A 26,602-nucleotide genomic window follows, 5' to 3' on the forward strand; every position below is an offset into this window, starting at 1 on the left:
AGATACAATTCGCCGTCAACAGTTAATTTCAAGTTTATTCGGATTTGAGCGTAATACGCGCAAATGCCTTCTTCCCCGCCTGACAAACGTGGGTAGCACCAAGTTCGTATATAAAGGTGCGATCCACCACCTCACCATCTATACGCACACCGCCAGACCCCAGAAGGTCACGCGCGACCGCCGAGTTCTTTACCAAACCCGCCTTATTAAGGACTGCCGCAATCGGCATGGCCTCAGTAGCCGTCAATTCAATCTCAGGTAGATCATCCGGCAGCTCGCCGTCCCTCATGCGATTACCTGCCGCACGGTGAGCACTGGCCGCTGCCTCTTCACCATGGAAACGCGCAACTATCTCTTCCGCCAGCTTGATCTTCACGTCACGCGGATTGGCGCCCGCCTCTACATCCGCACGCAGCGCATCGATCTCATCCATCGAGCGGAAACTCAACAGTTCGAAGTAGCGCCACATCAAGGCATCCGGGATAGAGACCAGCTTGCCGTACATCACACCCGGAGCTTCCTGGATGCCGACATAGTTGCCCAGAGACTTGGACATTTTCTTGACGCCATCCAACCCTTCCAACAACGGCATGGTCAGGATGCACTGAGCTTCCTGACCATAAGCACGCTGCAACTCACGCCCCATCAGCAGGTTGAATTTCTGATCGGTACCACCCAATTCAACATCCGCGCGCAGCGCTACCGAGTCATAACCCTGAACCAGCGGATACAGGAACTCATGAATCGCGATCGGTTGATTGGTTGAATAGCGCTTGTCGAAGTCATCGCGCTCAAGCATGCGCGCCACGGTGTACTGGGAAGTGAGGCGAATGAAGTCCGCCGGCCCCATCTGATCCATCCAGGTGGAGTTAAACGCCACCTCGGTCTTGGCCGGATCAAGAATCTTGAATACCTGGGTCTTATAGGTCTCGGCATTATCGAGAACCTGCTCACGGGTCAGCGGCGGGCGTGTTGCACTCTTACCGCTCGGATCGCCGATCATCCCGGTGAAATCACCTATAAGGAAGATCACCTGATGCCCCAGCTCCTGGAACTGACGCAGCTTATTAATAAGCACGGTATGACCCAGGTGCAAGTCCGGCGCCGTCGGATCGAAGCCAGCCTTAATACGCAGGGGTTGGCCACGCTTGAGCTTTTCGATCAGCTCGGCCTCGACCAACAGTTCTTCCGCACCACGTTTTATCAGCGCTAGCTGCTCTTCAACCGACTTCATAACAGACCCGCAAGGCTCAGATTCAAAAGGGAACCAACCATACAAGATCAGGGACTAATTACAAGTTTTGCCCTGCGCACGGACACCGTTCAGCAAGCCCAGCGTTCGCGAGCTTGCGCCACAGATGATTTGGTTATATTTTATACAGTTATTTCATCTTCATCATGTCATTCATCTTTTCCATTTCATCTTCAAAGTCAAAATTACCTATGACCACTGAACCGTCTAAAGCGCCGCCGCTTTACCCGAAGACCCACCTGCTTGCAGCAAGTGGTATCGCCGCCCTTCTCAGCCTGGCACTCCTGGTATTCCCTTCCAGTGACGTAGAAGCCAAACGAACATCCCTGAGCCTTGACTTGGAGAGTCCGGTTGAACAACTGACACAAGATCAAGACGCTTCCGACGCCCAACAAGCCACAAATGCTCCCACTGAATCGCCGTTTGCCCAGATCGAAAACACGCCGGAAGATACCCAGCAAGCCGTTCAAGAACAGAAAAAAACCGTAGTAGACGCTGCTAAGAACCCTCAACACCGCGAAGTGATCGTGGCGAAAGGCGATACGCTTTCGACCCTGTTCGAGAAGGTAGGCCTTCCCGCAGCCACCGTTAACGATGTACTGGCCAGCGATAAGCAAGCCAAGCAATTCACCCAGCTCAAACACGGCCAGAAACTGGAATTCGAACTGACACCAGACGGTCAGTTGAACAACCTGCACACCAGCGTCAGTGACCTCGAGAGCATCTCCCTGACCAAGGGCGCCAAAGGCTTTGCCTTCAACCGTATTACCACCAAGCCAGTCATGCGCTCTGCCTACGTTCACGGCGTGATCAACAGCTCACTGTCGCAATCTGCCGCGCGCGCTGGCTTGTCCCATAGCATGACCATGGACATGGCCAGCGTGTTTGGCTACGACATCGACTTCGCCCAGGACATCCGCCAGGGTGATGAATTCGACGTGATCTACGAGCAGAAAGTCGCCAACGGCAAAGTAGTCGGTACCGGCAACATTCTCTCCGCACGCTTCACCAACCGTGGCAAGACCTACACCGCAGTGCGTTACACCAACAAGCAAGGCAACAGCAGCTACTACACCGCCGACGGCAACAGCATGCGCAAGGCCTTCATCCGAACTCCGGTGGATTTCGCTCGTATTAGCTCGCGTTTCTCCATGGGTCGCAAGCATCCAATTCTGAACAAAATCCGCGCCCACAAAGGCGTCGACTATGCCGCCCCACGCGGTACGCCTATCAAAGCGGCCGGCGATGGCAAGGTCCTGCTCGCAGGGCGCCGCGGTGGCTACGGCAACACGGTGATCATCCAGCACGGCAACACCTACCGCACCCTGTATGGCCATATGCAAGGTTTCGCCAAGGGCGTGAAAACCGGCGGCAATGTGAAGCAAGGCCAAGTAATCGGTTATATCGGCACCACCGGCCTGTCCACCGGCCCGCACTTGCACTATGAGTTCCAGGTCAATGGTGTGCACGTTGACCCATTGGGCCAGAAACTGCCGATGGCCGACCCGATTGCCAAGGCCGAGCGCGCACGCTTTATGCAACAGAGCCAGCCGCTGATGGCGCGCATGGACCAGGAGCGCTCCACCCTGCTTGCTTCGGCGAAGCGTTAGGGTATGCCGCTCTATATAGGTGTAATGTCCGGGACCAGCCTCGATGGCCTGGATATCGCCCTGATCGAACAAGATTCGGCGGTCAATCTGATCGCCACCCACTACACACCGATGCCGGACACCCTGCGCGCAGAGCTGTTAAGCCTGTGCGCCAGCGGCCCGGATGAGATTGCCCGCTCAGCGATAGCCCAGCAGCATTGGGTCACACTCGCCGCCCACGGCATTCACACGGTGCTCGACCAGCACAACCTCAAGCCTCAAGACATACGCGCGATCGGCAGCCATGGCCAGACCATCCGTCATGAACCCGCCCGAGGCTTTACCGTGCAGATCGGCAACCCGGCATTGCTTGCGGAGCTGACGGGCATCAGCGTAGTCAGCGACTTCCGCAGCCGCGACGTTGCCGCTGGCGGCCAGGGTGCGCCTCTGGTGCCCGCCTTTCATGAAGCGTTGTTTGGCGAAAGCACTGGCAGCCGTGCAGTATTGAATATTGGGGGCTTCAGCAATCTCAGCCTGATCGGAACCGGGAGGCCCGTAGCCGGCTTCGACTGCGGCCCAGGCAATGTGCTGCTGGACGCCTGGATTCAACAGCAGCGCGGCGAACATTTTGACCGTGATGGGCTGTGGGCGGGTAGTGGCAAGGTCGAACCTCAACTACTCACGGCCCTACTCAGCGATCCATTCTTCCTGACCAAAGGCCCGAAAAGCACCGGCCGTGAAGTGTTCAACCTCGAGTGGCTGCACCGGCATCTTGGCCGTCTGCCCGCCTTTGACCCCCAGGACGTACAGGCCAGCCTGCTGGAACTGAGCGTCCTGACCATCGTCGAGGCCCTGCAAACCGCGCAGCCCGAGACAGAAACGTTACTCGTCTGTGGCGGCGGCGCCCATAACACCACAATGATGAATCGTCTGGCCGCGTTGTTGCCATCCACTCAAGTCAGTAGCACCGCCACCTACGGCGTAGACCCGGACTGGGTCGAAGCCATGGCTTTCGCGTGGCTGGCTCACTGCTGCCTGGAAGGCATTGCCGCCAACCGGCCCAGTGTCACCGGCGCACGCGGGCTAAGGGTACTTGGCGCGATCTACCCCGCCTGACGAACACCTCGCCAGAACCGCAGACAGCAAAACGCCGCTTGGCCGATCAAAGCCAAGCGGCGTTTTTATTCGTTGTAGATCAGATCGAGAACGAAGAGCCGCAACCACAGGTGGTGGTCGCGTTAGGGTTCTTGATCACGAAACGCGAACCCTCCAAACCCTCCTGGTAATCCACCTCGGCGCCTGCCAAGTATTGGAAGCTCATCGGGTCCACGACCAGGCTAACGCCCTCGCGCTCAACGATGGTGTCATCGTCGGCCACATCTTCATCAAAGGTGAAACCGTACTGAAACCCTGAACAACCGCCGCCCGTAACGAATACGCGCAGCTTCAAGCGATCATTACCCTCTTCATCGACCAGGCTCTTTACCTTGTGCGCAGCACCGTGGGTAAATTGCAAAGCCGTGGGGGTGAAGGATTCAACGCTCATGCTGATAATCTCCCGGCGTAGCGCCGCCATATGCGTAATGGCAGGCATTATCCGCTTCTCCTAGAAAAGCGGTCAACTATTGTTACGGTATATCAATCTGCATCGCCGCCATTAGAAACACAAAAGGCCCGATCAACGGGCCTTTTGCGCAGTCCATAAATCGTTTTAAGGCAGCATGCCGGCGTGGGACAGACCCAGCTTTTCATCCAGGCCAAACAGGATGTTCATGTTCTGCACCGCCTGGCCCGACGCGCCCTTGACGAGGTTATCGATCACCGACAACACCACCACCAGGTCACCATCCTGCGGACGATGCACTGCAATCCGGCACACATTAGCGCCTCGCACGCTGCGGGTTTCCGGATGGCTGCCAGCAGGCATTACATCGACGAACGGCTCGTTGGCATAACGTTTTTCAAACAACGCCTGCAGGTCTACCGAACGATCGACCACTGTGGCGTACAACGTGGAATGAATGCCACGAATCATCGGCGTCAGGTGTGGCACGAAGGTCAGGCCCACGTCTTTGCCAGCGGCGCGACGCAGCCCCTGACGAATCTCTGGCAGATGGCGATGCCCTTTTACCGCGTAAGCCTTCATGCTTTCCGACGTCTCGGAGTACAGGGAACCTACCGCTGCTCCACGACCAGCGCCGCTGACACCCGACTTACAGTCTGCGATCAGGCGCGAAGCATCCGCCAGCCCGGCCTCGAGCAACGGCAGAAAGCCCAGTTGCGTCGCCGTCGGATAGCAACCCGGCACGGCGATCAGGCGCGCCTGCTTGATCTGCTCACGATTGACTTCCGGCAGGCCGTACACCGCCTCTTCCAACAGTTCCGGTGCACCGTGAGGCTGGCCGTACCACTTGGCCCATTCGTCGGCGTCTTGCAGGCGGAAGTCCGCCGACAGGTCGATGACCTTGGTGCCAGCGGCCAGCAGTTCGCCAGCCAACGCATGGGCAACGCCGTGAGGGGTGGCAAAGAACACCACATCGCAGGCGCCAAGGGTATTGATGTCCGGAACGCTGAACGCCAGGCCGTCGTAGTGGCCTCGCAGGTTCGGGTACATATCGGCCACGGCCAGGCCGGCCTCGGATCGAGAGGTAATGACCACCACCTCAGCTTGCGGATGCTGAGCCAACAGACGCAGCAATTCGACACCGGTGTAACCCGTGCCGCCGACGATACCGACCTTGACCATAAACCTGCCCTCAACGAACCCACTGGAAAGCCGTCGATAATAGGGGCCGTATCGTCCTGCGACAACCGTCAACGTGACGTATGGGCGCATGAGCCACTACTATCTGCGCTACCGTGAACCTGGGAATAACTAAAAATGCTTTATCTATGGGTCAAAGCCTTCCATATCGTCAGCATCGTCTGCTGGTTTGCCGGGCTGTTCTACCTGCCGCGCCTGTTCGTCTACCACGCTCAAAGCGAGGACACTGTCAGCAAGGAACGCTTCAGCGTCATGGAGCGCAAGCTGTACCGCGGCATCATGGGCCCGGCGATGCTGGCCAGCCTGGTGTTTGGTATCTGGCTGATAGCCCTTAACCCCGGCATCTTTCAATCGGGCGCCTGGATCCACGCCAAGTTGACCCTGGTAGTGTTCCTGATGGGCTACCACCATATGTGCGGCGCGCAGGTAAAACGTTTCGCCCGTGGCGAAAACACCCGCAGCCATGTCTTTTATCGCTGGTTCAATGAAGTCCCGGTTCTGATATTGCTGGCTATCGTAATTTTGGTCGTGGTCAAACCGTTCTAACTTCAATTACTCGGGGTACCTCCAATGTCGCTGCCCGCTCTGCTTGAACAACGTCTGCGCCTGCCAGTGGTGGCTGCGCCGATGTTCCTGATTTCCAATCCGCAATTGGTGCTGGCCTGCTGCCGCAATGGGGTAGTCGGCAGTTTCCCGGCGCTCAACCAGCGCGAGAGCAGTGGCTTCAAGGCCTGGCTGGAGGAAATCAAAGCGGGCCTGGCGCAGTTGGACAATCCTGCGCCCTACGCCGTCAATCTGATCGTGCATAACAGCAACCCTCGCCTTGAGGCTGACCTGGCGATCTGTGTTGAGCACAAGGTGCCGATCGTGATTACCAGCCTGGGCGCAGTGAAAGAAGTGGTAGATGCGGTGCACAGCTATGGCGGCCTGGTGTTTCATGACGTCACTACCCGGCGCCATGCCGAAAAGGCCGCTGAAGCCGGTGTCGACGGCCTGATCGCCGTGGCCGCAGGCGCCGGTGGCCATGCCGGTACCTGGAGCCCGTTTTCGCTGATCGCAGAAATTCGCCAATTCTTCGACAAGACCCTGCTGCTGGCCGGCTGCCTGAACCACGGCCATGAGATACTCGCCGCCCAGTTACTGGGGGCAGACCTGGCGTATTTCGGCACACGTTTTATCGGTACCACCGAAAGCCACGCCCCGGATGCGTATAAAGAGATGCTGCTCACATCACGCGCCGCTGACATCGTGCACACTCCCGCGGTCTCCGGCGTGCCCGCAAGCTTTATGCGCCAGAGCCTGGAAAATGCCGGTTTCGACCTCGCTGCCCTGCAGGGCAAAGGCGAAGTAAACTTCGGCTCCAAGCTCAAGCCGCTGAGCGACGAAGCCAAGGCCTGGAAGACCGTATGGTCTGCAGGCCAAGGTGTCGGTGAGATTAATGATTTACCCGGCGTCGATGAACTCGTTGCCCGCCTGGATGCCGAATACCGCAAGGCGCGCGAACAGGCGACACAGTTGCGCTGGCCACGCTGACCCAACCGCAAGGCCTGCCGATCGAGCAGGCCTGCACTACTCCACTGATTCAGTGACAAGGATGCCCGCATGAGCGATAACCGTTTCAAGATTGTGTTTGATGGGGCCTTGCTCCCGGGTGTCGAAAGCACCACAGCCAAGCTGAACCTGGCTGAACTGTTCAAGAGCACGGTCGAGGACATCGAGAAACTCTTCACCGGCCGCGTTGTTGCACTGAAACGCGACCTGTCCCGCCCCGACGCCGAAACCTACCTCACCGCGCTGAAAAACGCCGGGGTGGACGCGCGTATCGAGGCCGAACAGCCCGTAGCCTTCAGCCTTGCCGAAACCCACGAAACAGATTCCGGCGCAGCGGACTTCTCCCGTCCTGCGGCTTCGCCGTACGCACCACCGCGTGCCGCCGTAGGTGAAAGCCTGCCGGAATACGCCACCCTCAAGGTCTTCACCATCAATGGCCGTATTGGTCGTCTGCGGTACCTGGCATGGACGCTGGTACTGACCGTCGCCATGCTCGTCGCAGCCGGCATCCTCAGTACTGTGGGCTTTGCCATCGCGACCGCGTCACCGACCATAGCCATTATCCTCGGCTCGCTGCTGGGCTTCGCGCTGTTCGTCGCGGTTGTGGTCGTCAGCGTGCAGATCGGCGTGCAGCGCCTGCACGATCTGGGCTGGTCCGGCTGGTTGTACCTGCTGAACCTGGTACCGCTGGTGAACAGTATTTTCCCGCTGCTGCTGTTGGTAATGCCAGGTAACACCGGCGCCAACCAGTACGGCGCACCGCCACCGCGCAACTCCACCGCGGTGAAGGTCCTGGCCTCACTGTGGCTGGCATTCATCCCGCTGATGCTCATCATCGTGGTGTCGCTGGGCATGAACGGCTACCTGGATCAACTCGAAACCAACGTGGACAGCAGCTACGAAAGCAGCTCCATCACCTCCGATGAAGACGCCGATCAAAGCGTGATCGTCGATGAAGAAGATGCGCAAAGTGCTGACGACGCAGCCGAACCTGTAGACTCTCCAGAACAGTAAAGAAACGCGCCGCGCCTGTGATGCCTCCATCCCAGGTGCGGCGCGTTGCGATGGAGAGAGGCATGACCCGTTACGCTCTGATCACCGGTGCCTCCAGCGGCATCGGCCTGGCTTTGGCCGAAGCCCTGGCCCGTCGCGGCCGCAGCTTGATTCTGGTGGCCCGCCAGCGTGATCAGTTGGAAAGTATTGCAATCGAATTGACCCAACGCTTCGGCGTCGAGGTGCTGTTTCGGGCATGCGACCTGGGCGAGCCATTGCGCTTGTCCGGGTTCCTGCTGGAGCTGGAAGAAGGCGAGCGGCAGATCGACTTGCTGGTGAACTGCGCCGGCATTGGCACCAGCGGGCCATTCCTGGCCCAGGACTGGATGACCGAACAAGACCTCATCGAAGTCAACATCCTTGCCCTCACACGCATGTGTCACGCCCTGGGCAATAGCATGGCGCTGCACGGTGGCGGGCAGATTCTCAACGTTGCCTCGGTCGCCGCGTTCCAACCCGGCCCGTGGATGAGCAGCTACTACGCCAGCAAGGCCTATGTGCTGCATTTCTCCGAAGGCTTGCGCGAAGAACTCAAGACCTGTGGCATTAAGGTCTCGGTGCTTTGCCCCGGTCCTACGCGCACCGCATTCTTCGGTACAGCGCATATGGACACCGCCAGACTCGACCGCAGCGAGCAATTGATGAGCCCGGAAGAAGTGGCGCTCTATACCGTGCGCGCATTGGAAAAAAACAAAGCCATCATCATTCCTGGTCGACGTAATCGCTGGCTGGCCTTCAGCCCGCGTTTCAGCCCGCGCTGGCTGACCCGCAAGATCGCCGGCGCCATCAACAAGGCCTATTGCCCACGCTGATCGCCTGAGTACACTCACCTTGCACTTTCATAATGGAGAAACAGCTGTGGATACTCTGTTCACCAAGATCATCAACAGAGAAATACCCGCGAAGATTATCTACGAAGATGATCAAGTCCTCGCCTTCCACGATATTGCCCCACAGGCGCCGGTACATTTTCTGGTTATCCCGAAGAAGCCTATCCGCACATTGAATGACTTGACCGAGGACGATAAGGCCCTGGCCGGCCATATTCTGTTCACTGCCCAGCGTTTGGCGGTGGAACAAGGCTGTGAGAAAGGTTTCCGTGTGGTGATGAACTGCAATGAAGACGGCGGGCAGACTGTTTACCACATCCATATGCATGTACTGGGTCAGCGCCAGATGAATTGGCCACCGGGCTGAACCAGCCCGCAACAAGGGGCGCAGTCCGAGGCTGCGACCCCACGCCCTTGACTCAGGGCAAACGCGTTCCTCTCTCTTGCGGTAAACTGGCCGCCGAGATTCCTCCCGGAGGTCAGCATGACTACCCAACGTCACTACTCGCCGATAGACCGTCTGTTGCTGCAAGCCGACACGGCCATGCGCACGTTGCTGCCCTTCAGCGGCCAACCTTACCGCCCGTCGCCCGCCATCGTGCAGCCTGATGCGCAGATGAGCGAGACCGAAACCCGTCATGTGGCCGGCCTGATGCGCATCAACCATACCGGCGAGGTCTGCGCCCAGGCGCTGTACCAGGGCCAGGCCCTGACCGCCAAGCTGCCGCAGGTGCGCGCAGCCATGGAGCATGCGGCCGAGGAAGAAATCGATCACCTGGCCTGGTGCGAGCAACGTATTCGCCAGTTGGGGAGCCATCCCAGCGTGCTCAACCCGCTGTTTTACGGTTTGTCATTCGGCATCGGCGCGGCTGCCGGCCTGATCAGCGACAAGGTCAGCCTCGGTTTTGTCGCCGCGACTGAGCATCAAGTGTGCAAGCACCTGGATGAACACTTGGAACAATTGCCGGCCGACGACGAAAAGTCCCGCGCAATTCTTGAGCAGATGCGTATCGATGAAGCGCACCACGCCGAAAGTGCATTGGATGCCGGCGGTTTCCGCTTCCCGGCGCCAGTGCGATTCGGCATGAGCCTGCTGGCCAAGGTCATGACCAAAAGCACTTACCGCATCTGACGAAACCTGCGGCTGCAAAAAAGGGCGCTATCGAAGCGCCCTTTTCTTTTGCAGATTGGCGGTCAACCCAACTCGATGATCTCGTAATCATGGGTGATGGCCACACCCGCCGCGCCGAGCATGATGGACGCCGAGCAGTATTTCTCGGCCGACAACTCGATAGCCCGCTTGACCTGAGCTTCTTTCAACGCCCGGCCCTTCACCACGAAATGCATGTGGATCTTGGTAAACACCTTGGGATCTTCAGTTGCGCGCTCGGCTTCCAGGAAGGCTTCGCAGCTTTCCACGGCCTGGCGAGATTTTTTCAGGATGCTGACCACGTCGAAATTGCTGCAACCGCCCACGCCAAGCAGGAGCATTTCCATCGGGCGTACGCCCAGGTTACGGCCACCGGCTTCCGGCGGGCCATCCATGACCACCACATGGCCACTGCCCGACTCACCGAGGAACATGGCTTCGCCCGCCCATTGGATGCGTGCCTTCATCGCCCAGACTCCACTGCTAAAAAAGGGTCGCCAGCTTAGCACAGGGCCCGGGCGCAACCGCGCTTCCCATCAAAGCGATCAATAACGGCGCTGACTCGGAAAATTCGCTAATCGAGTCAGAATGTGTCTGTTAAGCTGGCGCCAAAGGAGTGGCGTATTGCCACCCTTTATACAACGTGTATCAATGCCGATACCGCTGAGTACAACAACTCCAACCACCTCGCGCTGCCTTTCGGGATACAACCATGGTTGCTCTTACGCCCATACCCAAGATCAAGAATCTCGACAAGTTGCTGATGCACTGCCAGCGCCGGCGCCACCCCGCCAAGCACAACATCATCTGCGCCGGTGAGCGCTCCGAAACCCTGTTTTTCATTATCAAGGGCTCAGTCACCATCCTGATCGAGGATGAAGACGGCCGCGAAATGATCATCGCCTACCTGAACACAGGGGATTTTTTCGGCGAGCTGGGGCTGTTTGAACAAGCAGGCAAGGAGCAGGAGCGCAGCGCCTGGGTGCGGACCAAGGTCGAGTGCGAAGTGGCCGAGATCAGTTACACAAAGTTTCGCGAACTCGCCCAGCAGGACCCCGATATTCTCTACGCCCTCAGTGGTCAGATCGCCCAGCGCCTGCGAGACACTACGCGTAAGGTTGGCGACCTGGCGTTCTTCGATGTCACCGGGCGTGTGGCCCGTTGCCTGCTGGAACTGTGCAAGCAGCCCGATGCAATGACTCACCCCGACGGCATGCAGATCAAGATCACCCGCCAGGAAATCGGGCGCATTGTCGGTTGTTCACGGGAGATGGTCGGCCGCGTGCTCAAGGATCTTGAAGAGCGCAACCTGGTGCACGTCAAAGGCAAGACGATGGTGGTGTTCGGTACCCGTTAAGCCGGCAGGAAACTGGCCAGCATTTGACGGTACAAGCTGTCCAGCCGGCTGATTGCGTCCGGCGCGGGGAAGGCTTCGTGCAGGGCAATATGGCTGTCGGCGCGAACCCGTTGCTCCAGGCCGCAGGCTTGGTTGAAGCGGTTGACCGCCGCGATGAGTTCTTCACGATCGTTATCCAGCAACAACGCACCGTGCACCAACCCCACCGGGCGGCCCCCGCCTTGCCGCCAGCGCTGGGCAGTGCCGACCATTTTGCGCCCGTTGAGGTTGACGTTGTAACGACCGTTGCAGAATGCACCATCGATTTCCCCGACGGAGGCATCGCCGCCCAACTCGATAAGTAAATCGCAGATCGGCTGGCATAGACGCTGGTAACCGGTTTCGATGCGACCTTGATCACCCTCACTGCGCGGCGGAGCGTAGACCAGGGCGATATTGACCGTGGCGCTGGACTGCGGCACCGGTTCGCCGCCGGTTTCGCGCAAGAGCACCGGCCAACCGGCATCCGCAGACACGCGGCTGGCGACATCGAAAGCAGGCAATCGGCTCAAGCGGCGTGGCATCACCAATGCCTGATCGCTGGGCTGCCAGAACAACAACCCAAACGCCTGCTCACCCGCGCAAACGGCGGCCAGCAAGGATTGCTCGGCGGCAAGGCCTGCTTCAACACGCATCGACACTGGCTGGATCAATGGGCACCTACCTATCTGAATAAATACAAACCCAAATGTGGGAGGGGGCTTGCCCCGATAGCGGTATGTCAGTCAAGGATGCTCCAACTGAATCGCCGCCATCGGGGCAAGCCCCCTCCCACACGTTGATCGCATTTCAAATCAATCGAGAGTGGAACCACTGACCGCCACGCCACGCTCCGGGAAGAACAGACGCTGCAGTTCCGCCCCCGGGTTCTCGGCACGCATGAAGGTCTCACCCACCAGGAACGAATAAACGTCACTGATTTCCATCAGCTCCACATCGGCACGGTTGACGATGCCACTTTCGGTAATCACCAGGCGATCGCGCGGAATACGCGGCAGCAGGTCGAGGGTGTTTTCCAGGCTGACTTCGAAGGTGTGCAGGTTACGGTTGTTGACCCCCACCAGCGGTGTGTCGAGGGTTTTCAGCGCGCGCTCCAGCTCATCGCCGTCGTGCACTTCCACCAGCACATCCAGGCCAACGCTTTTGGCCACGGCCGCCAGCTCGGCCATCTTCACGTCATCCAATGCGGAGACGATCAACAACACACAGTCGGCGCCCAAGGCACGGGCTTCAACGATCTGGTACGGATCGACCATGAAATCCTTGCGGATCACCGGCAACTTGCAGGCCGCGCGGGCCTGCTGCAGGAACAGGTCGGAACCCTGGAAAAAATCGATGTCAGTGAGTACCGACAGGCAAGTCGCCCCACCCTTCTCGTAGCTGACGGCGATTTCCGCCGGTACAAAGTTTTCGCGAATCACGCCCTTGCTCGGCGAAGCTTTCTTGATCTCGGCGATCACGGCCGGTTGCTTGAGCTTGGCCTGGGCAATCAGTGCCTTGGCAAATCCACGTGGCGCATCAGCGGCTTTCGCTTGGGCCTCCAACTCGGCCAGGCTCACACGGGAACGGCGTTCGGCGACTTCTTCAGCCTTGCGGGCCAGGATTTTTTCCAGAACGGTCGGCACACTCATCCTTCATTCTCCATCTTGAATACAGCGGTGAATGCTCCCAGCTCTTCGAGCTTTTCACGAGCCAGACCGGTGTGCAGCGCATCGTGGGCCAATTCGACACCTTCCTTAAGACTATAGGCATGATCGGCTGCGTAAAGTGCCGCGCCAGCATTCAGAACAATCATTTCCGCAGCTTTTTGACCGTTCTCGGTCTTACGACGCCCCAGGGCATCGCGAATCAGCTCCAGGGACGCCGCCGGGCTTTCCACCGCCAGGCCGTGCAGGCTCTGGCTCTTCATGCCCAAGTCTTCCGGTTCGACCCAGTAGTCGGTGATTTGGTCATCCTTCAGCTCCGCCACAAACGTTGGCGCGGCCAGGCTGAACTCGTCCAGGCCGTCTTTGGAGTGCACCACCAGCACATGCTTGCTGCCCATGCGTTGCAGCACTTCAGCCAATGGCCGGCACAGTGCCTGGCTGAACACGCCCACCACTTGGTGCTTCACACCGGCCGGATTCGTAAGCGGGCCGAGCATGTTGAACAGGGTACGCAGGCCCAGGTCTTTGCGTGGGCCGGCGGCGTGCTTCATTGCACCATGATGGGACTGGGCAAACATAAAGCCGATGCCGACGTTGTCGATGCAGCGCGCCACTTGTACCGGCGTGAGGTTCAGGTAGATGCCGGCCGCTTCCAGCAGGTCGGCACTGCCGCTCTTGCCGGACACCGCGCGGTTACCGTGCTTGGCCACGGTGCAACCCGCCGCCGCCACCACAAAGGAAGAGGCCGTCGACACGTTGAAGATGTTCGCACCGTCACCGCCGGTGCCGACCACGTCGACCACGCCGTCGAGGGTCTTGAGCTCGACCTTGTCCGCCAGCTCACGCATCACCGATACAGCGCCGACGATCTCGTCGATGCTTTCGCTCTTCATGCGCATCGCCATCATGAAGGCGCCAATCTGCGCATCGGTGCATTGACCGGTCATGATTTCGCGCATCACATCGCTCATTTCAGCGGTGCTCAGATCCAGGTGGCCGACGATACGGCTCAGGGCAGTCTTGATATCCATGGAAAGTCCTTAGCGCGTGCCGCCGCTCTGCTTGAGAAAGTTGGCGAACAGCTCGTAGCCCTGCTCGGTCAGGATCGATTCAGGATGAAACTGCACCCCTTCGATATTCAGTGTCTTGTGACGCAGGCCCATGATCTCGTCGACGGAGCCGTCTTCCAGCTGGGTCCAGGCGGTCAGCTCCAGGCATTCCGGCAGGGTTTCGCGCTTGACCACCAGCGAGTGGTAGCGGGTCACGGTCACCGGGTTGTTGAGTGCCTGGAATACGCCCAGGTCTTTATGGAATACCGGGCTGGTCTTGCCGTGCATCACCTGGCGCGCGCGCACCACATCACCGCCAAAGGCCTGGCCGATGGATTGATGGCCCAGGCAAACGCCCAGGATCGGCAGCTTGCCGGCGAAGTACTTGATGGCCTCGAGGGAGACACCCGCCTCGGTCGGCGTGCAGGGGCCCGGAGAAACCACGATGCGCTCCGGGTTCAGGGCAGCGATTTCGGCCACGGTCAGTTCGTCATTGCGAACCACCTTGACCTCGGCGCCCAGCTCCCCCAGGTACTGCACAACGTTGTAGGTAAAGGAATCGTAGTTATCAATCATCAGCAACATGGGGGAAACCTCAAGAATTGGGGGTCTGTTCAGCCAGCGCTACAGCGCGGAACATCGCGCGGCGCTTGTTCAGGGTTTCTTCCCATTCGAGGGCCGGCACCGAGTCGGCGACAATCCCGCCACCGGCCTGCACGTGCAGCTCCCCGTCCTTGATCACCGCCGTGCGAATCGCAATGGCGGTGTCCATGTTGCCGTTCCAGGCGAAATACCCCACGGCGCCGCCATAGACACCGCGCTTGACCGGTTCCAGTTCGTCGATGATTTCCATCGCGCGGATCTTCGGCGCCCCCGACAAGGTGCCCGCCGGCAGAATCGCCCGCAACGCGTCCATCGCAGTCAGCCCGGCTTTTAACTCGCCGGTGACGTTGGACACGATGTGCATCACGTTGGAATAACGCTCAATGACCATCTTCTCGGTCAACTTCACCGAGCCGATTTCCGAGACACGCCCGGTGTCGTTACGACCCAGGTCGATCAGCATCAGGTGTTCGGCGATTTCCTTGTCGTCGCTGAGCAGGTCTTCTTCGAGCGCCAGATCCGCTTCTTCGGTCGCGCCACGCGGGCGTGTGCCGGCAATCGGGCGCACGGTGATCAGGTTGTCCTCGACACGCACCAGCACCTCCGGCGAGCTGCCCACTACGTGGAAGTCGCCAAAGTTGAAGAAGTACATGTACGGCGTCGGGTTGAAGCAGCGCAGCGCCCGGTACAGGTCGATGGGCGCCGCCTTGAAGTCGATGGACATGCGTTGCGACGGCACCACCTGCATGCAGTCACCGGCGAGGATGTATTCCTTGATGGTATCGACCGCGCGCTCATAGTCATCCTGGGTAAAGCTGGAGCGGAACACCGGATCAGCCGCCGGCGGACGGCTGAGGTCCAGGCCGCGACGCGGGGTGATCGGCTGGCGAAGCTTTTCCAGCAGCGCTTCGAGGCTGGCCTGGCCTTGCTCGAAGGCGTCGGCCTGGGACGGGTCGGCGAGCACGATCGCGTGCATCTTGCCGGCGAGGTTGTCGAACACCACCACCGCGTCGGAGACCATCAGCAGAATGTCCGGCACGCCCAGCGGGTCCGGGTTCGGGCATTTGCCCAGGCGTTTTTCCACATAGCGCACGCAGTCATAGCCGAAGTACCCCACCAGGCCGCCGTTGAAGCGCGGCAGGCCAGGGATGGTCGGCACGTTGTAGCGCGCCTTGAAGGCTTCGACGAAGGCCAGCGGGTCTTCGACCTCATGACTTTCGATCTCGACACCATCATGGGTGATGCTCACATGATGGTCGTGCACCCGCAGCACAGTGCGGCATGGCAGGCCGATGATCGAGTAACGGCCCCATTTCTCGCCGCCCTGTACCGACTCCAGCAGGTAGGAGTTGGGCTGGTCGGCCAGCTTCAGGTAGATCGACAGTGGCGTGTCGAAGTCGGCCAGGGTTTCGCAGGCCAGGGGGATACGGTTATAGCCGGCAGCGGCCAAACGCAGGAATTCTTCGCGGATCATGAGGTGCCTCGTGGCGTGAGGGTCTAACAGTCAGGTATGCAAACGTGCCGCATGGCGCGGCCAGGATCAGTCAGGCGCGCCAACGCCAGCGGGCCAGGGCCTTGATGACTTTCATCCAGAGTTTGCGAGTGACCACCACGATGGAATTTCCAGAAGGGGACGGATCGATGTCGGGCAACGTTATCTCAGCGCCAGCTCCCAAGCAACCGGGGATTAGCAGTCTGAGATCATCAATCACCAGCGACGGCGACTCTTCGGCGATCGGACGGCCATGGTTGTAGCCGTAACTCAGGGCCACGCACTGCACGCCGGCCGCTTTCGCCGCCAGCACGTCACTGCGTGAATCGCCGACAAACAGCGACTGGGACGCCGGAATATTGGCCATTTTCATCACGAAAAACAGCGCCGCCGGGTCGGGTTTCTTCTGCGGCAAGGTATCGCCACCAATGATCCAGCGGAAATAACGGCCAATTTTCATCTGGTCCAACAGCGGCGCGACAAAGCGCTCCGGCTTGTTGGTGATCAGGGCCATTTCCACGCCCTGCTTGCTCAGCCATTTGAGGGTGTCGCGTACGCCGGGGTAGACCACGGTCAGTTCGTGGCTGCGTTCATAGGCTGCGTTGAACAGTTCCAGGGCGTGCTCGGCCTCAACCTCATCGACACCTTCGGCATCGATGTGATTGGCCAGGGCCCGGCGCACCAGCATCGGTGCGCCATTGCCGACCCACTCGCGTACCGACGCAAGCCCCGCCGGCTTGCGCCCCAGCTTGAGCAGCATTTCGTCCACAGCCGCCGCCAGGTCTGGCACCGAGTCGATCAAGGTACCGTCCAGATCGAACATCACCAGCCGTGGCAGTTTGCCGGGGAACAGCTGCTCAAAGCCGCTCATGAACGCGCCAGCGCCAGTTCGGCGCGCATCTTGGCGATGACTTCCTGATAGTCCGGGGCGTTGAAGATCGCCGAGCCGGCCACGAAGGTGTCGGCGCCGGCGGCCGCGATTTCACGGATATTGTTGACGTTGACCCCACCGTCGATTTCCAGGCGGATGTCGCGGCCCGACGCATCGATCAGCGCACGGGCTTCGCGCAGCTTGTCGAGGGTACCGGGGATGAACTTCTGCCCGCCGAAGCCCGGGTTGACGCTCATCAGCAGCACCATGTCGACCTTGTCCATCACGTACTTGAGCACGTCCAGCGGGGTGGCCGGGTTGAACACCAGGCCGGCTTTGCAACCGCCCTCGCGGATCAGTTGCAAGGTGCGGTCGACGTGCAGAGAGGCTTCCGGGTGGAAGGTGATATAGGTCGCGCCGGCGTCAACGAAGTCACCGATGATGCGATCCACCGGGCTGACCATCAGGTGCGCATCGATCGGCGCGGTGATGCCGTACTTGCGCAGCGCCGCACAGACCATCGGACCGATGGTCAGGTTGGGCACGTAGTGGTTGTCCATGACATCGAAGTGCACGAAGTCGGCACCGGCGGCCAACACCTTGTCCACTTCCTCACCCAGGCGGGCGAAATCGGCGGAGAGAATCGATGGAGCAATAACGAAGGGCTGCATGACGCACCTTTTTTGAGCTAAATCACGATGGCGCGCATTGTATACCTCATGCTTTGCCCTGCGCACCGTGACCTAACTCAACGGCTAGTACGCCGCCCGATAGATTTTCTCGATATCGGCCGCGCTGAGCTTGCGCGGGTTGTTACGCATCAGGCGCTCGATACCCGCCGCTTCCGTGGCCATGGCCGGGATGGCGTCCTCGGGAACCCCGAAACTGCGCAGGCCGGAAGGAATCTCCACGGCGGCACACAATCTTGTCATCGCTTCGACGGCCTGGTCGGCGGCATCGTTGACACTCAGGCCGCTGACATTCACGCCCATGGCCTGGGCAATGTCCTGCATGCGCTCGACACAGGCCAGTTTGTTCCAGTGCATCACATAGGGCAGCAACAGCGCATTGCTGACGCCATGGGCGATATTGAACCGCCCGCCCAGCGGGTAGGCCAACGCATGCACTGCGCCCACCCCGGCATTGCCGAAGGCCATGCCGGCCATCAGGCTGGCGGTGGCCATATCGTCGCGGGCCTGCAGGTTGGCCGGGTTGGCGTAGGCCTTGGGCAGCGCCTTGGCGATCAGCTTGATCGCACCGATGGCCAGGGCATCCGTGATCGGCGAGGCATTCAGGGAAAGGTAGGACTCAATCGCATGCACCAGCGCATCCACGCCACTGGCGGCGGTGACACTGCGCGGGCAGGTCAGGGTCATTTGCGGGCTGATCAGCGCGACGTCCGGCAGCAGGTAGTCGCTGACGATGCCCTTCTTCAACTGCGCGACCTTGTCGGAGAGGATCGCCACATTGGTCACTTCCGAGCCGGTGCCGGCGGTGGTCGGGATGGCGATCAGCGGCGGGCCCTTGCGCGGCACCTGGTCGACGCCAAATAAGTCCGCCAGGGCGCCGTGGTAACCGGCATAGGCGGCAACGCTCTTGGCAATATCGATGGCACTGCCGCCGCCCAGGCCGATCAGGCCGTCGTGGCCACCGTCGCGGTACGCCTGCATGCAGTCTTCGACGATGGAGATTTCCGGGTCAGGCAGCACGCGGTCGAAAATCTCGTAAGGGCGCTCACCCAGGTGTTCGAGTGCCAGCGCCACCGTGCCTGACTTGACCAGCGCCGCGTCGGTAACAATCAACGGGTTATCCACATCCAGGCGCGTCAGCTCGGCGGCGAGTTGCTCAATGGCGCCAGCGCCAGTCAGCAGTTTGTGGGCGATCTTGAATGAGGAAGTACTCATGTGCGCGGCCTCTTATCGGTAATGGGCTGGCACAAGAGTAGCTGACTGGATCGGGTTGTCTTCCATTCAGGCGCTGAATGGTCACAGCCCCCCTGTGGGAGGCGGCTGTGTGGGCTTTAGACCTGGGCCGTGCGCAGTTTCTCGCTACGCCCACGCAGCCACTCCAGGGTCAGCAACAGCAACACCGAGAAGGCAATCAGCAAGGTCGCCGCCGCCGCAATCGTCGGGCTGAGGTTTTCGCGGATGCCGCTGAACATCTGGCGCGGCAGGGTCGCTTGCTCGGGGCCGGCGAGAAACAGGGTCACCACCACCTCATCGAACGAGGTCGCGAAGGCAAACAGCGCGCCGGAGATCACCCCCGGTGCAATCAACGGCAAGGTTACCCGGCGAAACGCCGTCAAAGGCGAGGCACCCAGGCTGGCCGCGGCCCGTACCAGGTTATGGTTGAAACCCTGCAAGGTCGCCGACACGGTGATGATCACAAACGGCACCCCAAGCACCGCATGCACCACGATCAGCGAGAAGAAACTGTTGCCCAGGCCCAGTGGCGCAAAAAACAGGTAGCTGGCCACACCGATAATCACCACCGGCACCACCATCGGCGAAATCACCAGGGCCATCACCAACGCCTTGCCGGGGAAATTCCCACGGGTCAGGCCGATCGCCGCCAGGGTGCCGAACACCATGGCCAATACCGTGGCGGCCGGGGCCACAATGATGCTGTTCTTCAGCGCACGCATCCATTCCGCCGAGGCGAAGAAATCCTGGTACCAATGCAGCGAGAAGCCTTGCAGCGGATACACCAGGAAACTGCCGCTGTTGAACGACAGCGGGATGATCACCAGCACAGGCAAGATCAGGAACAACAGGATCAAGCCGCAGAGGATCCGCAAGCTGTAGAACCACACCCGTTCCACTGGTGACATATAAGGGCTCAGCATCGCAAGGTCTCCTCAGCTCAGGCGCAGGCGGCTGGCGCCCACCAGCCGGTTGTAGATCAGGTACAGCACCACGGTCGCCAGCAGCAGCAAGCCGCCCAACGCCGTCGCCATGCCCCAGTTGATGCTGGTGTTGGTGTAGAAGGCCACGAAGTAGCTGACCATCTGGTCGTTCGGGCTGCCCAGCAGTGCCGGGGTGATGTAGTAACCAATCGCCAGGATGAACACCAGCAGGCAGCCGGCGCCGACACCGGCATACGTCTGTGGGAAGTACACGCGCCAGAAGCTGGCGAACGGGTGACAGCCCAGGGAGATCGCCGCACGCATGTAGGTGGGCGAGATGCCTTTCATCACGCTGTAGATCGGCAAAATCATGAACGGCAGCAGGATATGCACCATGGAGATGTAGACCCCGGTGCGGTTGAACACCAGCTCCAGGGGTTTGTCGATCAGGCCCATGCCCATCAGCGCACTGTTGATCAGCCCGCCGGATTGCAGCAACACGATCCACGCCGCCACCCGCACCAGGATCGAGGTCCAGAACGGCAGCAACACCAGAATCATCAGCAGGTTGCTTTTGCGCGCCGGCAGGTTGGCCAGCAAATACGCCAGCGGATAAGCCAGCAGCAGGCAGATGGCGGTGATCACCAGGCCCATCCAGAAGGTGCGGGCGAAGATGTCCAGGTAGATCGCCTGGTCCGGGGTGGCCGGGGCCACTTCGCCAAGGTCGTCGATGCGATGATCGACGGCCGCCAGCAGGTAGAACGGCGTCAGGCTGCTGGTATTGCGCCGGATCGCCTGCCAGTACGCCGGGTCGCCCCAGCGTTCGTCGAGGTTTTCCAGCGCTTCTTTATAAGAGGCAGGCGCTTCGGTAAACGGCAGCGCCCGCGCGGTTTTGGTCAGCAGGCTGCGATAGCCGGCCAGTTCCATGTTCAAGCGTTTGGACAGGTCGCCCAGGGTCTGGTTTTTGCGTGCCTCGCCCAAGTCCTCACTGAGGGCCTGGTACACCGGCTCACCCGGCAGACCACGACCGTCCCAGGCCGTCACCGCAACTACGGTACGCGGCAGACCGCCCACCACTTCCGGGTTGCCGACGCTTTTAAACAGCAGCGCAACAATCGGCACCAGGAACACCAGCAGCAAAAACAGCACCAGCGGCGCAATCAAGGCCTGGGCCTTCCAGCGATTGAGCCGCTCGGCACGCGCCAGGCGCTGCTTGAGGGTGGGGCCAGGAATGGCGATATCCATGGCAAACTCCGATTCTGAAAATGAATGCAATAACCTGTGGGAGGGGGCTTGCTCCCGATGACGGTGGGTCAGTCAGCACATGTGTCGCCTGACACACCGTCATCGGGAGCAAGCCCCCTCCCACAAGGGTTAGGCGGTGTTATTTAGCAGCCCAGGAGTTGAAGCGCTGCTCGAGCTGTTCACCGTTATCCGCCCAGAAGCTCACGTCGATCTGCACCTGGTTGGCGATGTTTTCCGGCGTAGTCGGCATATCCTTGAGGATGTCCTTGGCCAGCAACGGTACGGCTTGGGTGTTGGCCGGGCCGTAGGCGATGTTTTCCGAGTAGGTCTTCTGCTGCTGCGGCTGCACCGAGAAGGCGATGAATTTCTTCGCCGCTTCGGCACGCTCCTTGGACAGGCCTTTAGGGATGGCCCAAGCGTCGAAGTCGTAGATGCCGCCGTTCCACACCACTTTCAGGTTGCTTTCTTTTTGCACCGCGGCGATGCGGCCGTTGTAGGCCGAGCTCATCACTACGTCACCCGAGGCAAGGTATTGCGGCGGTTGTGCGCCGGCTTCCCACCATTGGATCGAGGGCTTGAGTTCGTCGAGTTTCTTGAACGCACGGTCCTGGCCATCTTTGCCGGCCAGCACTTTGTACACGTCCTTCGGTGCAACACCGTCGGCCATCAAGGCGAATTCCAGGGTGTACTTGGCGCCCTTGCGCAGGCCGCGCTTGCCCGGGAATTTCTTGGTGTCCCAGAAATCCGCCCAACTGGTTGGCGCAGACGCCAGTTTGTCCGCGTTGTAGGCCAGAACGGTCGACCATACGAAGAAGCCCACGCCGCACGGCTGGATCGCGCCCTTCACGTAGTCGGCGCTGTTGCCAAACAGTTTCGGGTCCAGCGGCTCGAACATGTCTTCGTCACAGCCACGGGACAACTCCGGCGACTCCACCTCCACCAGGTCCCAGGACACGCTCTTGGTGTCGACCATGGCTTTCACCTTGGCCATCTCACCGTTGTACTCGCCGGCGACGATCTTGCCGTTGCCCGCGCTTTCCCAAGGCGCATAGAAAGCCTTGACCTGTGCAGCCTTGTTCGCACCGCCAAAGGACACGACGGTCAGGTCCGGGCCAGCCATGGCCTGTGTCGCGCCCATCAAGCTCAGGGCCAGGACGGAATATTTCAGGGATCTCAACATTGTTGTTCTCTCCACGTGCAGGGTTGGTGAAGCCATGGGGCGATCAATTCGCCTCTAGAAGTGGGTCGAGTGCGCGAACGTGCTCGACTTGCCAGCCAATCGGTACCACGTCGCCGACCGCCAACGCCGGGTCCAGCTCGGCGATCGGTTGTTTCACAAAAAAATCGGCCTTGCCGCAGACTTCCAGGCGCACGCGCACGTGGTCGCCCAGGTAGATGAATTCCGCCACCCGCCCGGAGAAACGGTTGACGCAGCTTTCGCTGGAGCCATTGAGGCTGACACGCTCAGGGCGCACCGACAGGGTCACCGGACCGCCGATCTGGCCGACGTTCACCGCCAGCGCCTCGACCTTCTCGCCGCGCGCCAGCTCCACCACGCAACGCTCGCCGGTATGGCTGTGCAGGCGACCATTGAGGCGGTTGTTTTCACCGATGAAGTTGGCGACGAAGGTGTTCTTCGGCTCTTCATACAAGGTGCGTGGCGCAGCGATCTGCTGGATCTCGCCCTGGTGGAACACCGCCACGCGGTCGGACATGGTCAAGGCTTCGCCCTGGTCGTGGGTCACGTACACCACGGTCACGCCGAGGCGCTGGTGCAGGTGCTTGATCTCCATCTGCATGTGTTCGCGCAGTTGCTTGTCGAGGGCACCGAGGGGTTCGTCCATCAACACCAGTTGCGGTTCAAACACCAACGCCCGGGCCAAGGCCACACGCTGTTGCTGGCCGCCGGACAGTTGCGCCGGGTAACGCTGGGCAAAGGCATCGAGCTGGACCATGCTCAGCACGCGTTTGACCCGCTCGCTGATATCGGTCTTGCTCAAGCCCCGCACCGACAGCGGGAACGCGAGGTTCTCCGCAACGGTCATGTGCGGGAACAGCGCGTAGTTCTGGAACACCATGCCAATGTCGCGCTTGTGCGGCGGCACGTTGTTGATCGAGCGCCCGGCCAGCTGGATTTCGCCGGCGGTCGGCGTTTCGAAGCCGGCCAGCATCATCAGGCTGGTGGTCTTGCCCGAACCGGAAGGCCCGAGCAGGGTGAGGAACTCGCCCTTGCAAATCTCCAGGTTGAGGTCTTTGACGATCAGGTTCTCGCCGTCGTAGCTCTTCTGCACGCCACGAAAGCTGACCAGCACATCATTTGAATCCACCTCGCTCATACCCGCACCTTTGTGTTTTGGACTGCTGTGGCACAAGCGTAGTCCAGGCGCGAGACCCCGGAAATCGGGGGCCAGGAGAGAATGGCATCAGCCGGATGGAAGGTTTGGGGTAGGGATCGCCCTACACGGATGGCGGGGATGGGACAGGGCAGCGGCAAGAGGCGAGCTGCAAGCGGCAAGAATGGGTTCGGCGGTGTTTTGGGGCTGTCGTTATTGGATATGTGGTTAGAGGAGCTTGTGCTCCATGGCGTACTTCACCAGCTCGGCCAGGGAGGTGATATTCAGCTTTTGCATCAGCCGCGCCTTGTGAGTGCTGATGGTCTTGCTGCTCAACGCCAGTTGCTGGGCGATGTCATTGACGTTGGCGCCCTGGGCCAGGCGCTCGAACACTGAGAATTCACGCTCGGACAGCAGCGAATGCAAAGGCCTTGAATCCGTCAGGCCGACCTCGAAGACCATGCGGTCCGCCAGGTCCGGGTCGATGTAGCGCCCGCCGGCCGCGACCTTGCGAATCGCCATCAGCAGCAGCGCCGGGTCGCTGTCCTTGGTGGCGTAACCCGCAGCACCCACCTTGAGGGCGCGAGCGGCCATTTGCGCCTCATCGTGCATCGACAGCACCAGGATCGCCGGCGGATTGCTCAGCGCACGAATGCGCGCAATCGCTTCCAGGCCATTCACGCCTGGCATCGAGATGTCCAGCAACACCACCTCGCAAGGCACATGGCGCAAGGTCTCGAGCAACTGCTCGCCATTACTCGCCTCCCCCACCACCAGCAGGTCCTTGGCCAGGCCGATCAATTGCTTGATGCCTTCACGAACGATGGTGTGGTCTTCGGCTACCAGTACACGGATCACAAGGGCTTCCTCTTATCGTTATGCATCCAAAGGCACCGTGACACTCAGGGTGGTGCCCTCGCCCAATTGACTGTCCAGGCTCAGTTGCCCGCCCATGATCAGCACCCGCTCGCGCATCCCCACCAGGCCAAACGACACCGGGCGCCCCTGGGCCTGGACGAAACCGACGCCATCGTCGCTGATGGTCAGCCGCAGGTCGGTGCCTTCCACCGCCAGGGTCAGTTCGACAGTATGCGCCTGGGCATGGCGCATCACATTGGTCAGCGCCTCTTGCAGGATACGGAACAGGCCGATGGCCTTGGCATCGCTCAAGGCCGGCAGGTTATCCGGCACTTGCACCAGGCAGGGAATCTGCGTGCGCGCTTCGAAACGCCGCGCCTGCCATTCGATGGCCGAGGCAATCCCGGCATCGAGAATCGGCGGGCGCAGCGCCGTCGCCACGTCCCGCACCAACTGGAACAGTTGGGCGATCAGGCGCTTCATGCTGTTCAAGCGCTCATGCAGGCCAGGATCCAGTTGCGCGTAGGACAGCTCGCACATGGAGGTTTCCAGCTTGAGCACCGTGAGCATTTGCCCGAGTTCGTCGTGCACTTCCCGGGCGATGCGGGCTTTTTCTTCTTCGCGCACGGTTTCCAGGTGGGCGGACAACTCGCGCAGTTGCGCTTCACTCTGCATCAAGGCGGCCAGGGTGCGGCGCAGTTCGGTGACATCGTTCAGGTAGACAACCAGGTATTCCGCCTCGGCAAATCGCAGAAAGCTCAAGGACACGTTGGCCGGCAGGATGCTGCCATCGGCGCGCAAACAATCGGTGGCGAAGTTCTGCGGCCCCTCTTCGCTGGCCCGTGCGCGCTTCCACAGGTTGAGCCAGCGGTCCATATCCAGGGTCGGGTCGAGGTCGACCAGCGGCCGTTCGATCAGTGCACCGGGCTCGTAACCCAGCATGCTCTCGGCCGCACGATTGGCGTAGCGCACGTGGCTGTCCCAGTTGACCCAGAGGATGCCGACGGTGCTCTGGTCGATGGAAAACTGCGTCAAGCGCAACGCTTCGGCACCGGCGGCACGGGCGGCGCTTTCTTCGCGGGCGGCCAGCAGGTCGTGCTCCAGCACGCGTTGCTGGCGGCGCTGCCAGAACACCACGGCCAGGCTGGCGAGCAGCAACAGGCCGAGCAGCAGGCTGAGGTTCTGCCAAAGGCCTTTGGATTCGGATAAACGTGGGTATTTGGGTTGCAGCCAGCGACTGTGCAGTTGATCCAGGTCGCGGGCCGGGATCGCGCTCAGGGCACTTTCCATGATGCCGGCCAGTTCCGGCCAGTCCCGCCGCGTGGCGACCCGCAGCAATTGCGGCAGGCCGATGTCCCCGACCACCGCCAGCCCGCTGAACTCCGCCTCTGCAGACAAGCGGCTTAATTGCGCTTCATCCACCACGGCATAACGCGCCTGCTGGCTGACCAACAACTGCAAGGCCTGGCGCTCCATGGGCACGCCTTGCAGGTTGAGGCCGGGATAGGTACTACGCAGGTAATCGGCCACAGCACTGGGCATGCGCACGGCAACACGGGATTGATCGTCGAGCTTCTCCAACTCCACGGCACCACCACCCTCGCGGATGCCGACAATGTGTTGAGGCACACGCATATACGGGTCGGTGAACTGCCACAGGCGCAAACCGGCCGGGGTTTGCTGCAGGCCAGGGGCAATGTCCACCTCGTCGTCGCGTACGGACGCCTCCAACTGCTCCTGATCAGGGAAGTTGCGCCAGGTCAGCTCGATATTCAGTGCCTTGGCCAGCCACTGCATCAACTCGACATTCGCCCCGGACAAGCGCTGCAGGCGTCGGTCGTATTGCGCGTAAGGCGCCTGCAAAACCACGCCCACCCGCAGCTCAGGGTGCCGGGCCAGCCATTCGCGCTGCGGCGCATTCAGCTGCGCCTGCGGTGTGGCGGGCGCGGGGGAAGCGTTTGCCATCAAGGCAAGGCACAAACAGCCGATAACCAGCAGACAGCGAAAACCCATGATCCACGTCTCACATCACTGACAAATACTGACCAACCCATTAGGCTGCTGGAATCACTTCT

General features: G+C 60.4%; 27 protein-coding genes. 9 read left to right on the forward strand and 18 right to left on the reverse strand.

Translation table 11 applies throughout. From position 1 onward, the window contains the following. Positions 1–34: 34 nt before the first annotated feature. A complete protein-coding gene (gene tyrS, locus V3W40_RS11680; RefSeq protein WP_027605883.1) occupies positions 35–1,234 on the reverse strand; it encodes a tyrosine--tRNA ligase in 1,200 nt (399 codons plus the stop codon). A 209-nt stretch (positions 1,235–1,443) separates the two neighbouring features. Here tyrS and V3W40_RS11685 point away from each other — a divergent pair, with 209 nt between their 5' ends. After that, positions 1,444–2,862 carry a peptidoglycan DD-metalloendopeptidase family protein gene (locus tag V3W40_RS11685; RefSeq protein ID WP_065925365.1) on the forward strand — a complete coding sequence of 473 codons (1,419 nt, stop codon included), beginning with the start codon at positions 1,444–1,446 and terminating at the stop codon, positions 2,860–2,862. Between the two features lie 3 nt (positions 2,863–2,865). Next, entirely contained in the window at positions 2,866–3,957 is a 1,092-nt protein-coding gene (locus V3W40_RS11690; protein ID WP_330215065.1) for an anhydro-N-acetylmuramic acid kinase, read from the forward strand. A gap of 79 nt (positions 3,958–4,036) precedes the next feature. On the opposite strand, the gene erpA is transcribed toward V3W40_RS11690, so the two are convergent. Together erpA and argC are read right to left on the reverse strand one after the other, a co-directional pair. Then, positions 4,037–4,387 carry an iron-sulfur cluster insertion protein ErpA gene (gene erpA / locus V3W40_RS11695; protein ID WP_003176443.1) on the reverse strand — a complete coding sequence of 117 codons (351 nt, stop codon included), beginning with the start codon at positions 4,385–4,387 and terminating at the stop codon, positions 4,037–4,039. Between the two features lie 165 nt (positions 4,388–4,552). Then, positions 4,553–5,587 (reverse strand): N-acetyl-gamma-glutamyl-phosphate reductase, encoded by a 1,035-nt coding sequence (gene argC / locus V3W40_RS11700; RefSeq protein WP_027605886.1) that lies wholly within the window; start codon positions 5,585–5,587, stop codon positions 4,553–4,555. A 135-nt stretch (positions 5,588–5,722) separates the two neighbouring features. Here argC and hemJ point away from each other — a divergent pair, with 135 nt between their 5' ends. The 6 genes from hemJ to coq7 all read left to right on the forward strand — a co-directional run bounded on the left by hemJ (position 5,723) and on the right by coq7 (position 10,171). After that, positions 5,723–6,151, forward strand: a complete 429-nt coding sequence (gene hemJ / locus V3W40_RS11705) for a protoporphyrinogen oxidase HemJ (protein WP_330215066.1) — start codon at positions 5,723–5,725, stop codon at positions 6,149–6,151. 24 nt (positions 6,152–6,175) lie between these two features. Further along, positions 6,176–7,138 carry an NAD(P)H-dependent flavin oxidoreductase gene (locus tag V3W40_RS11710; RefSeq protein WP_330215067.1) on the forward strand — a complete coding sequence of 321 codons (963 nt, stop codon included), beginning with the start codon at positions 6,176–6,178 and terminating at the stop codon, positions 7,136–7,138. Between the two features lie 69 nt (positions 7,139–7,207). Further along, complete coding sequence (locus V3W40_RS11715) at positions 7,208–8,170, forward strand: DUF805 domain-containing protein (RefSeq protein ID WP_065925369.1); 963 nt, start codon at positions 7,208–7,210, stop codon at positions 8,168–8,170. Positions 8,171–8,232: 62 nt separating this feature from the next. After that, entirely contained in the window at positions 8,233–9,021 is a 789-nt protein-coding gene (locus tag V3W40_RS11720) for an SDR family NAD(P)-dependent oxidoreductase (RefSeq protein WP_074847761.1), read from the forward strand. 46 nt (positions 9,022–9,067) lie between these two features. Then, the gene (locus tag V3W40_RS11725) at positions 9,068–9,406 is read left to right on the forward strand and encodes a histidine triad nucleotide-binding protein (RefSeq protein WP_003194682.1); all 339 of its coding nucleotides are present in this window, start codon (positions 9,068–9,070) and stop codon (positions 9,404–9,406) included. Positions 9,407–9,523: 117 nt separating this feature from the next. Further along, the gene (coq7, locus tag V3W40_RS11730) at positions 9,524–10,171 is read left to right on the forward strand and encodes a 2-polyprenyl-3-methyl-6-methoxy-1,4-benzoquinone monooxygenase (protein WP_065925371.1); all 648 of its coding nucleotides are present in this window, start codon (positions 9,524–9,526) and stop codon (positions 10,169–10,171) included. Between the two features lie 62 nt (positions 10,172–10,233). Here coq7 and V3W40_RS11735 read toward each other — a convergent pair whose 3' ends face one another. Then, positions 10,234–10,656, reverse strand: a complete 423-nt coding sequence (locus tag V3W40_RS11735) for an OsmC family protein (RefSeq protein ID WP_005792019.1) — start codon at positions 10,654–10,656, stop codon at positions 10,234–10,236. A gap of 245 nt (positions 10,657–10,901) precedes the next feature. Between V3W40_RS11735 and crp the strand changes: the two genes are divergently transcribed. Next, on the forward strand, positions 10,902–11,546 hold the full coding sequence (gene crp, locus V3W40_RS11740; protein WP_065925372.1) for a cAMP-activated global transcriptional regulator CRP: 645 nt from the start codon (positions 10,902–10,904) through the stop codon (positions 11,544–11,546). Here crp and V3W40_RS11745 read toward each other — a convergent pair. From V3W40_RS11745 to V3W40_RS11810, 14 genes are all read right to left on the reverse strand, one after another. Beyond that, complete coding sequence (locus tag V3W40_RS11745) at positions 11,543–12,238, reverse strand: lipoate--protein ligase family protein (protein WP_330215068.1); 696 nt, start codon at positions 12,236–12,238, stop codon at positions 11,543–11,545. The genes crp and V3W40_RS11745 overlap by 4 nt on opposite strands. A gap of 141 nt (positions 12,239–12,379) precedes the next feature. After that, a complete protein-coding gene (trpC, locus tag V3W40_RS11750; protein ID WP_065925374.1) occupies positions 12,380–13,216 on the reverse strand; it encodes an indole-3-glycerol phosphate synthase TrpC in 837 nt (278 codons plus the stop codon). Next, the gene (trpD, locus tag V3W40_RS11755) at positions 13,213–14,262 is read right to left on the reverse strand and encodes an anthranilate phosphoribosyltransferase (protein ID WP_330215069.1); all 1,050 of its coding nucleotides are present in this window, start codon (positions 14,260–14,262) and stop codon (positions 13,213–13,215) included. The genes trpC and trpD overlap by 4 nt, the downstream gene beginning before the upstream one ends. A gap of 9 nt (positions 14,263–14,271) precedes the next feature. Beyond that, positions 14,272–14,865: an aminodeoxychorismate/anthranilate synthase component II gene (locus tag V3W40_RS11760; protein ID WP_065925376.1), complete on the reverse strand. Its 594-nt coding sequence runs from the start codon at positions 14,863–14,865 to the stop codon at positions 14,272–14,274. Between the two features lie 10 nt (positions 14,866–14,875). Further along, positions 14,876–16,357 carry an anthranilate synthase component I gene (trpE, locus tag V3W40_RS11765; protein WP_027605896.1) on the reverse strand — a complete coding sequence of 494 codons (1,482 nt, stop codon included), beginning with the start codon at positions 16,355–16,357 and terminating at the stop codon, positions 14,876–14,878. A gap of 70 nt (positions 16,358–16,427) precedes the next feature. Then, positions 16,428–17,246, reverse strand: a complete 819-nt coding sequence (locus V3W40_RS11770) for a phosphoglycolate phosphatase (protein ID WP_065925377.1) — start codon at positions 17,244–17,246, stop codon at positions 16,428–16,430. Further along, positions 17,243–17,917 carry a ribulose-phosphate 3-epimerase gene (gene rpe, locus V3W40_RS11775; protein WP_065925378.1) on the reverse strand — a complete coding sequence of 225 codons (675 nt, stop codon included), beginning with the start codon at positions 17,915–17,917 and terminating at the stop codon, positions 17,243–17,245. Before rpe ends, V3W40_RS11770 begins: the two co-directional genes overlap by 4 nt. An 84-nt stretch (positions 17,918–18,001) precedes the next feature. After that, a complete protein-coding gene (locus tag V3W40_RS11780) occupies positions 18,002–19,150 on the reverse strand; it encodes an iron-containing alcohol dehydrogenase (RefSeq protein WP_065925379.1) in 1,149 nt (382 codons plus the stop codon). A 116-nt stretch (positions 19,151–19,266) separates the two neighbouring features. Then, entirely contained in the window at positions 19,267–20,091 is an 825-nt protein-coding gene (locus V3W40_RS11785) for an ABC transporter permease (RefSeq protein ID WP_017739612.1), read from the reverse strand. A gap of 12 nt (positions 20,092–20,103) precedes the next feature. Beyond that, positions 20,104–21,336 carry an ABC transporter permease gene (locus tag V3W40_RS11790; RefSeq protein WP_323146732.1) on the reverse strand — a complete coding sequence of 411 codons (1,233 nt, stop codon included), beginning with the start codon at positions 21,334–21,336 and terminating at the stop codon, positions 20,104–20,106. A 139-nt stretch (positions 21,337–21,475) separates the two neighbouring features. Continuing rightward, positions 21,476–22,516 carry an ABC transporter substrate-binding protein gene (locus V3W40_RS11795; RefSeq protein WP_065925381.1) on the reverse strand — a complete coding sequence of 347 codons (1,041 nt, stop codon included), beginning with the start codon at positions 22,514–22,516 and terminating at the stop codon, positions 21,476–21,478. A gap of 43 nt (positions 22,517–22,559) precedes the next feature. Continuing rightward, the gene (locus V3W40_RS11800) at positions 22,560–23,672 is read right to left on the reverse strand and encodes an ABC transporter ATP-binding protein (protein WP_330215070.1); all 1,113 of its coding nucleotides are present in this window, start codon (positions 23,670–23,672) and stop codon (positions 22,560–22,562) included. A gap of 225 nt (positions 23,673–23,897) precedes the next feature. After that, a complete protein-coding gene (locus V3W40_RS11805; protein ID WP_027605903.1) occupies positions 23,898–24,527 on the reverse strand; it encodes a response regulator in 630 nt (209 codons plus the stop codon). 18 nt (positions 24,528–24,545) lie between these two features. Next, positions 24,546–26,540 (reverse strand): PAS domain-containing sensor histidine kinase, encoded by a 1,995-nt coding sequence (locus V3W40_RS11810; protein ID WP_330215071.1) that lies wholly within the window; start codon positions 26,538–26,540, stop codon positions 24,546–24,548. Positions 26,541–26,602 lie beyond the last annotated feature (62 nt).

The organism is Pseudomonas sp. AM8 (assembly GCF_036346475.1).
GTDB lineage: Bacteria > Pseudomonadota > Gammaproteobacteria > Pseudomonadales > Pseudomonadaceae > Aquipseudomonas > Aquipseudomonas marginalis.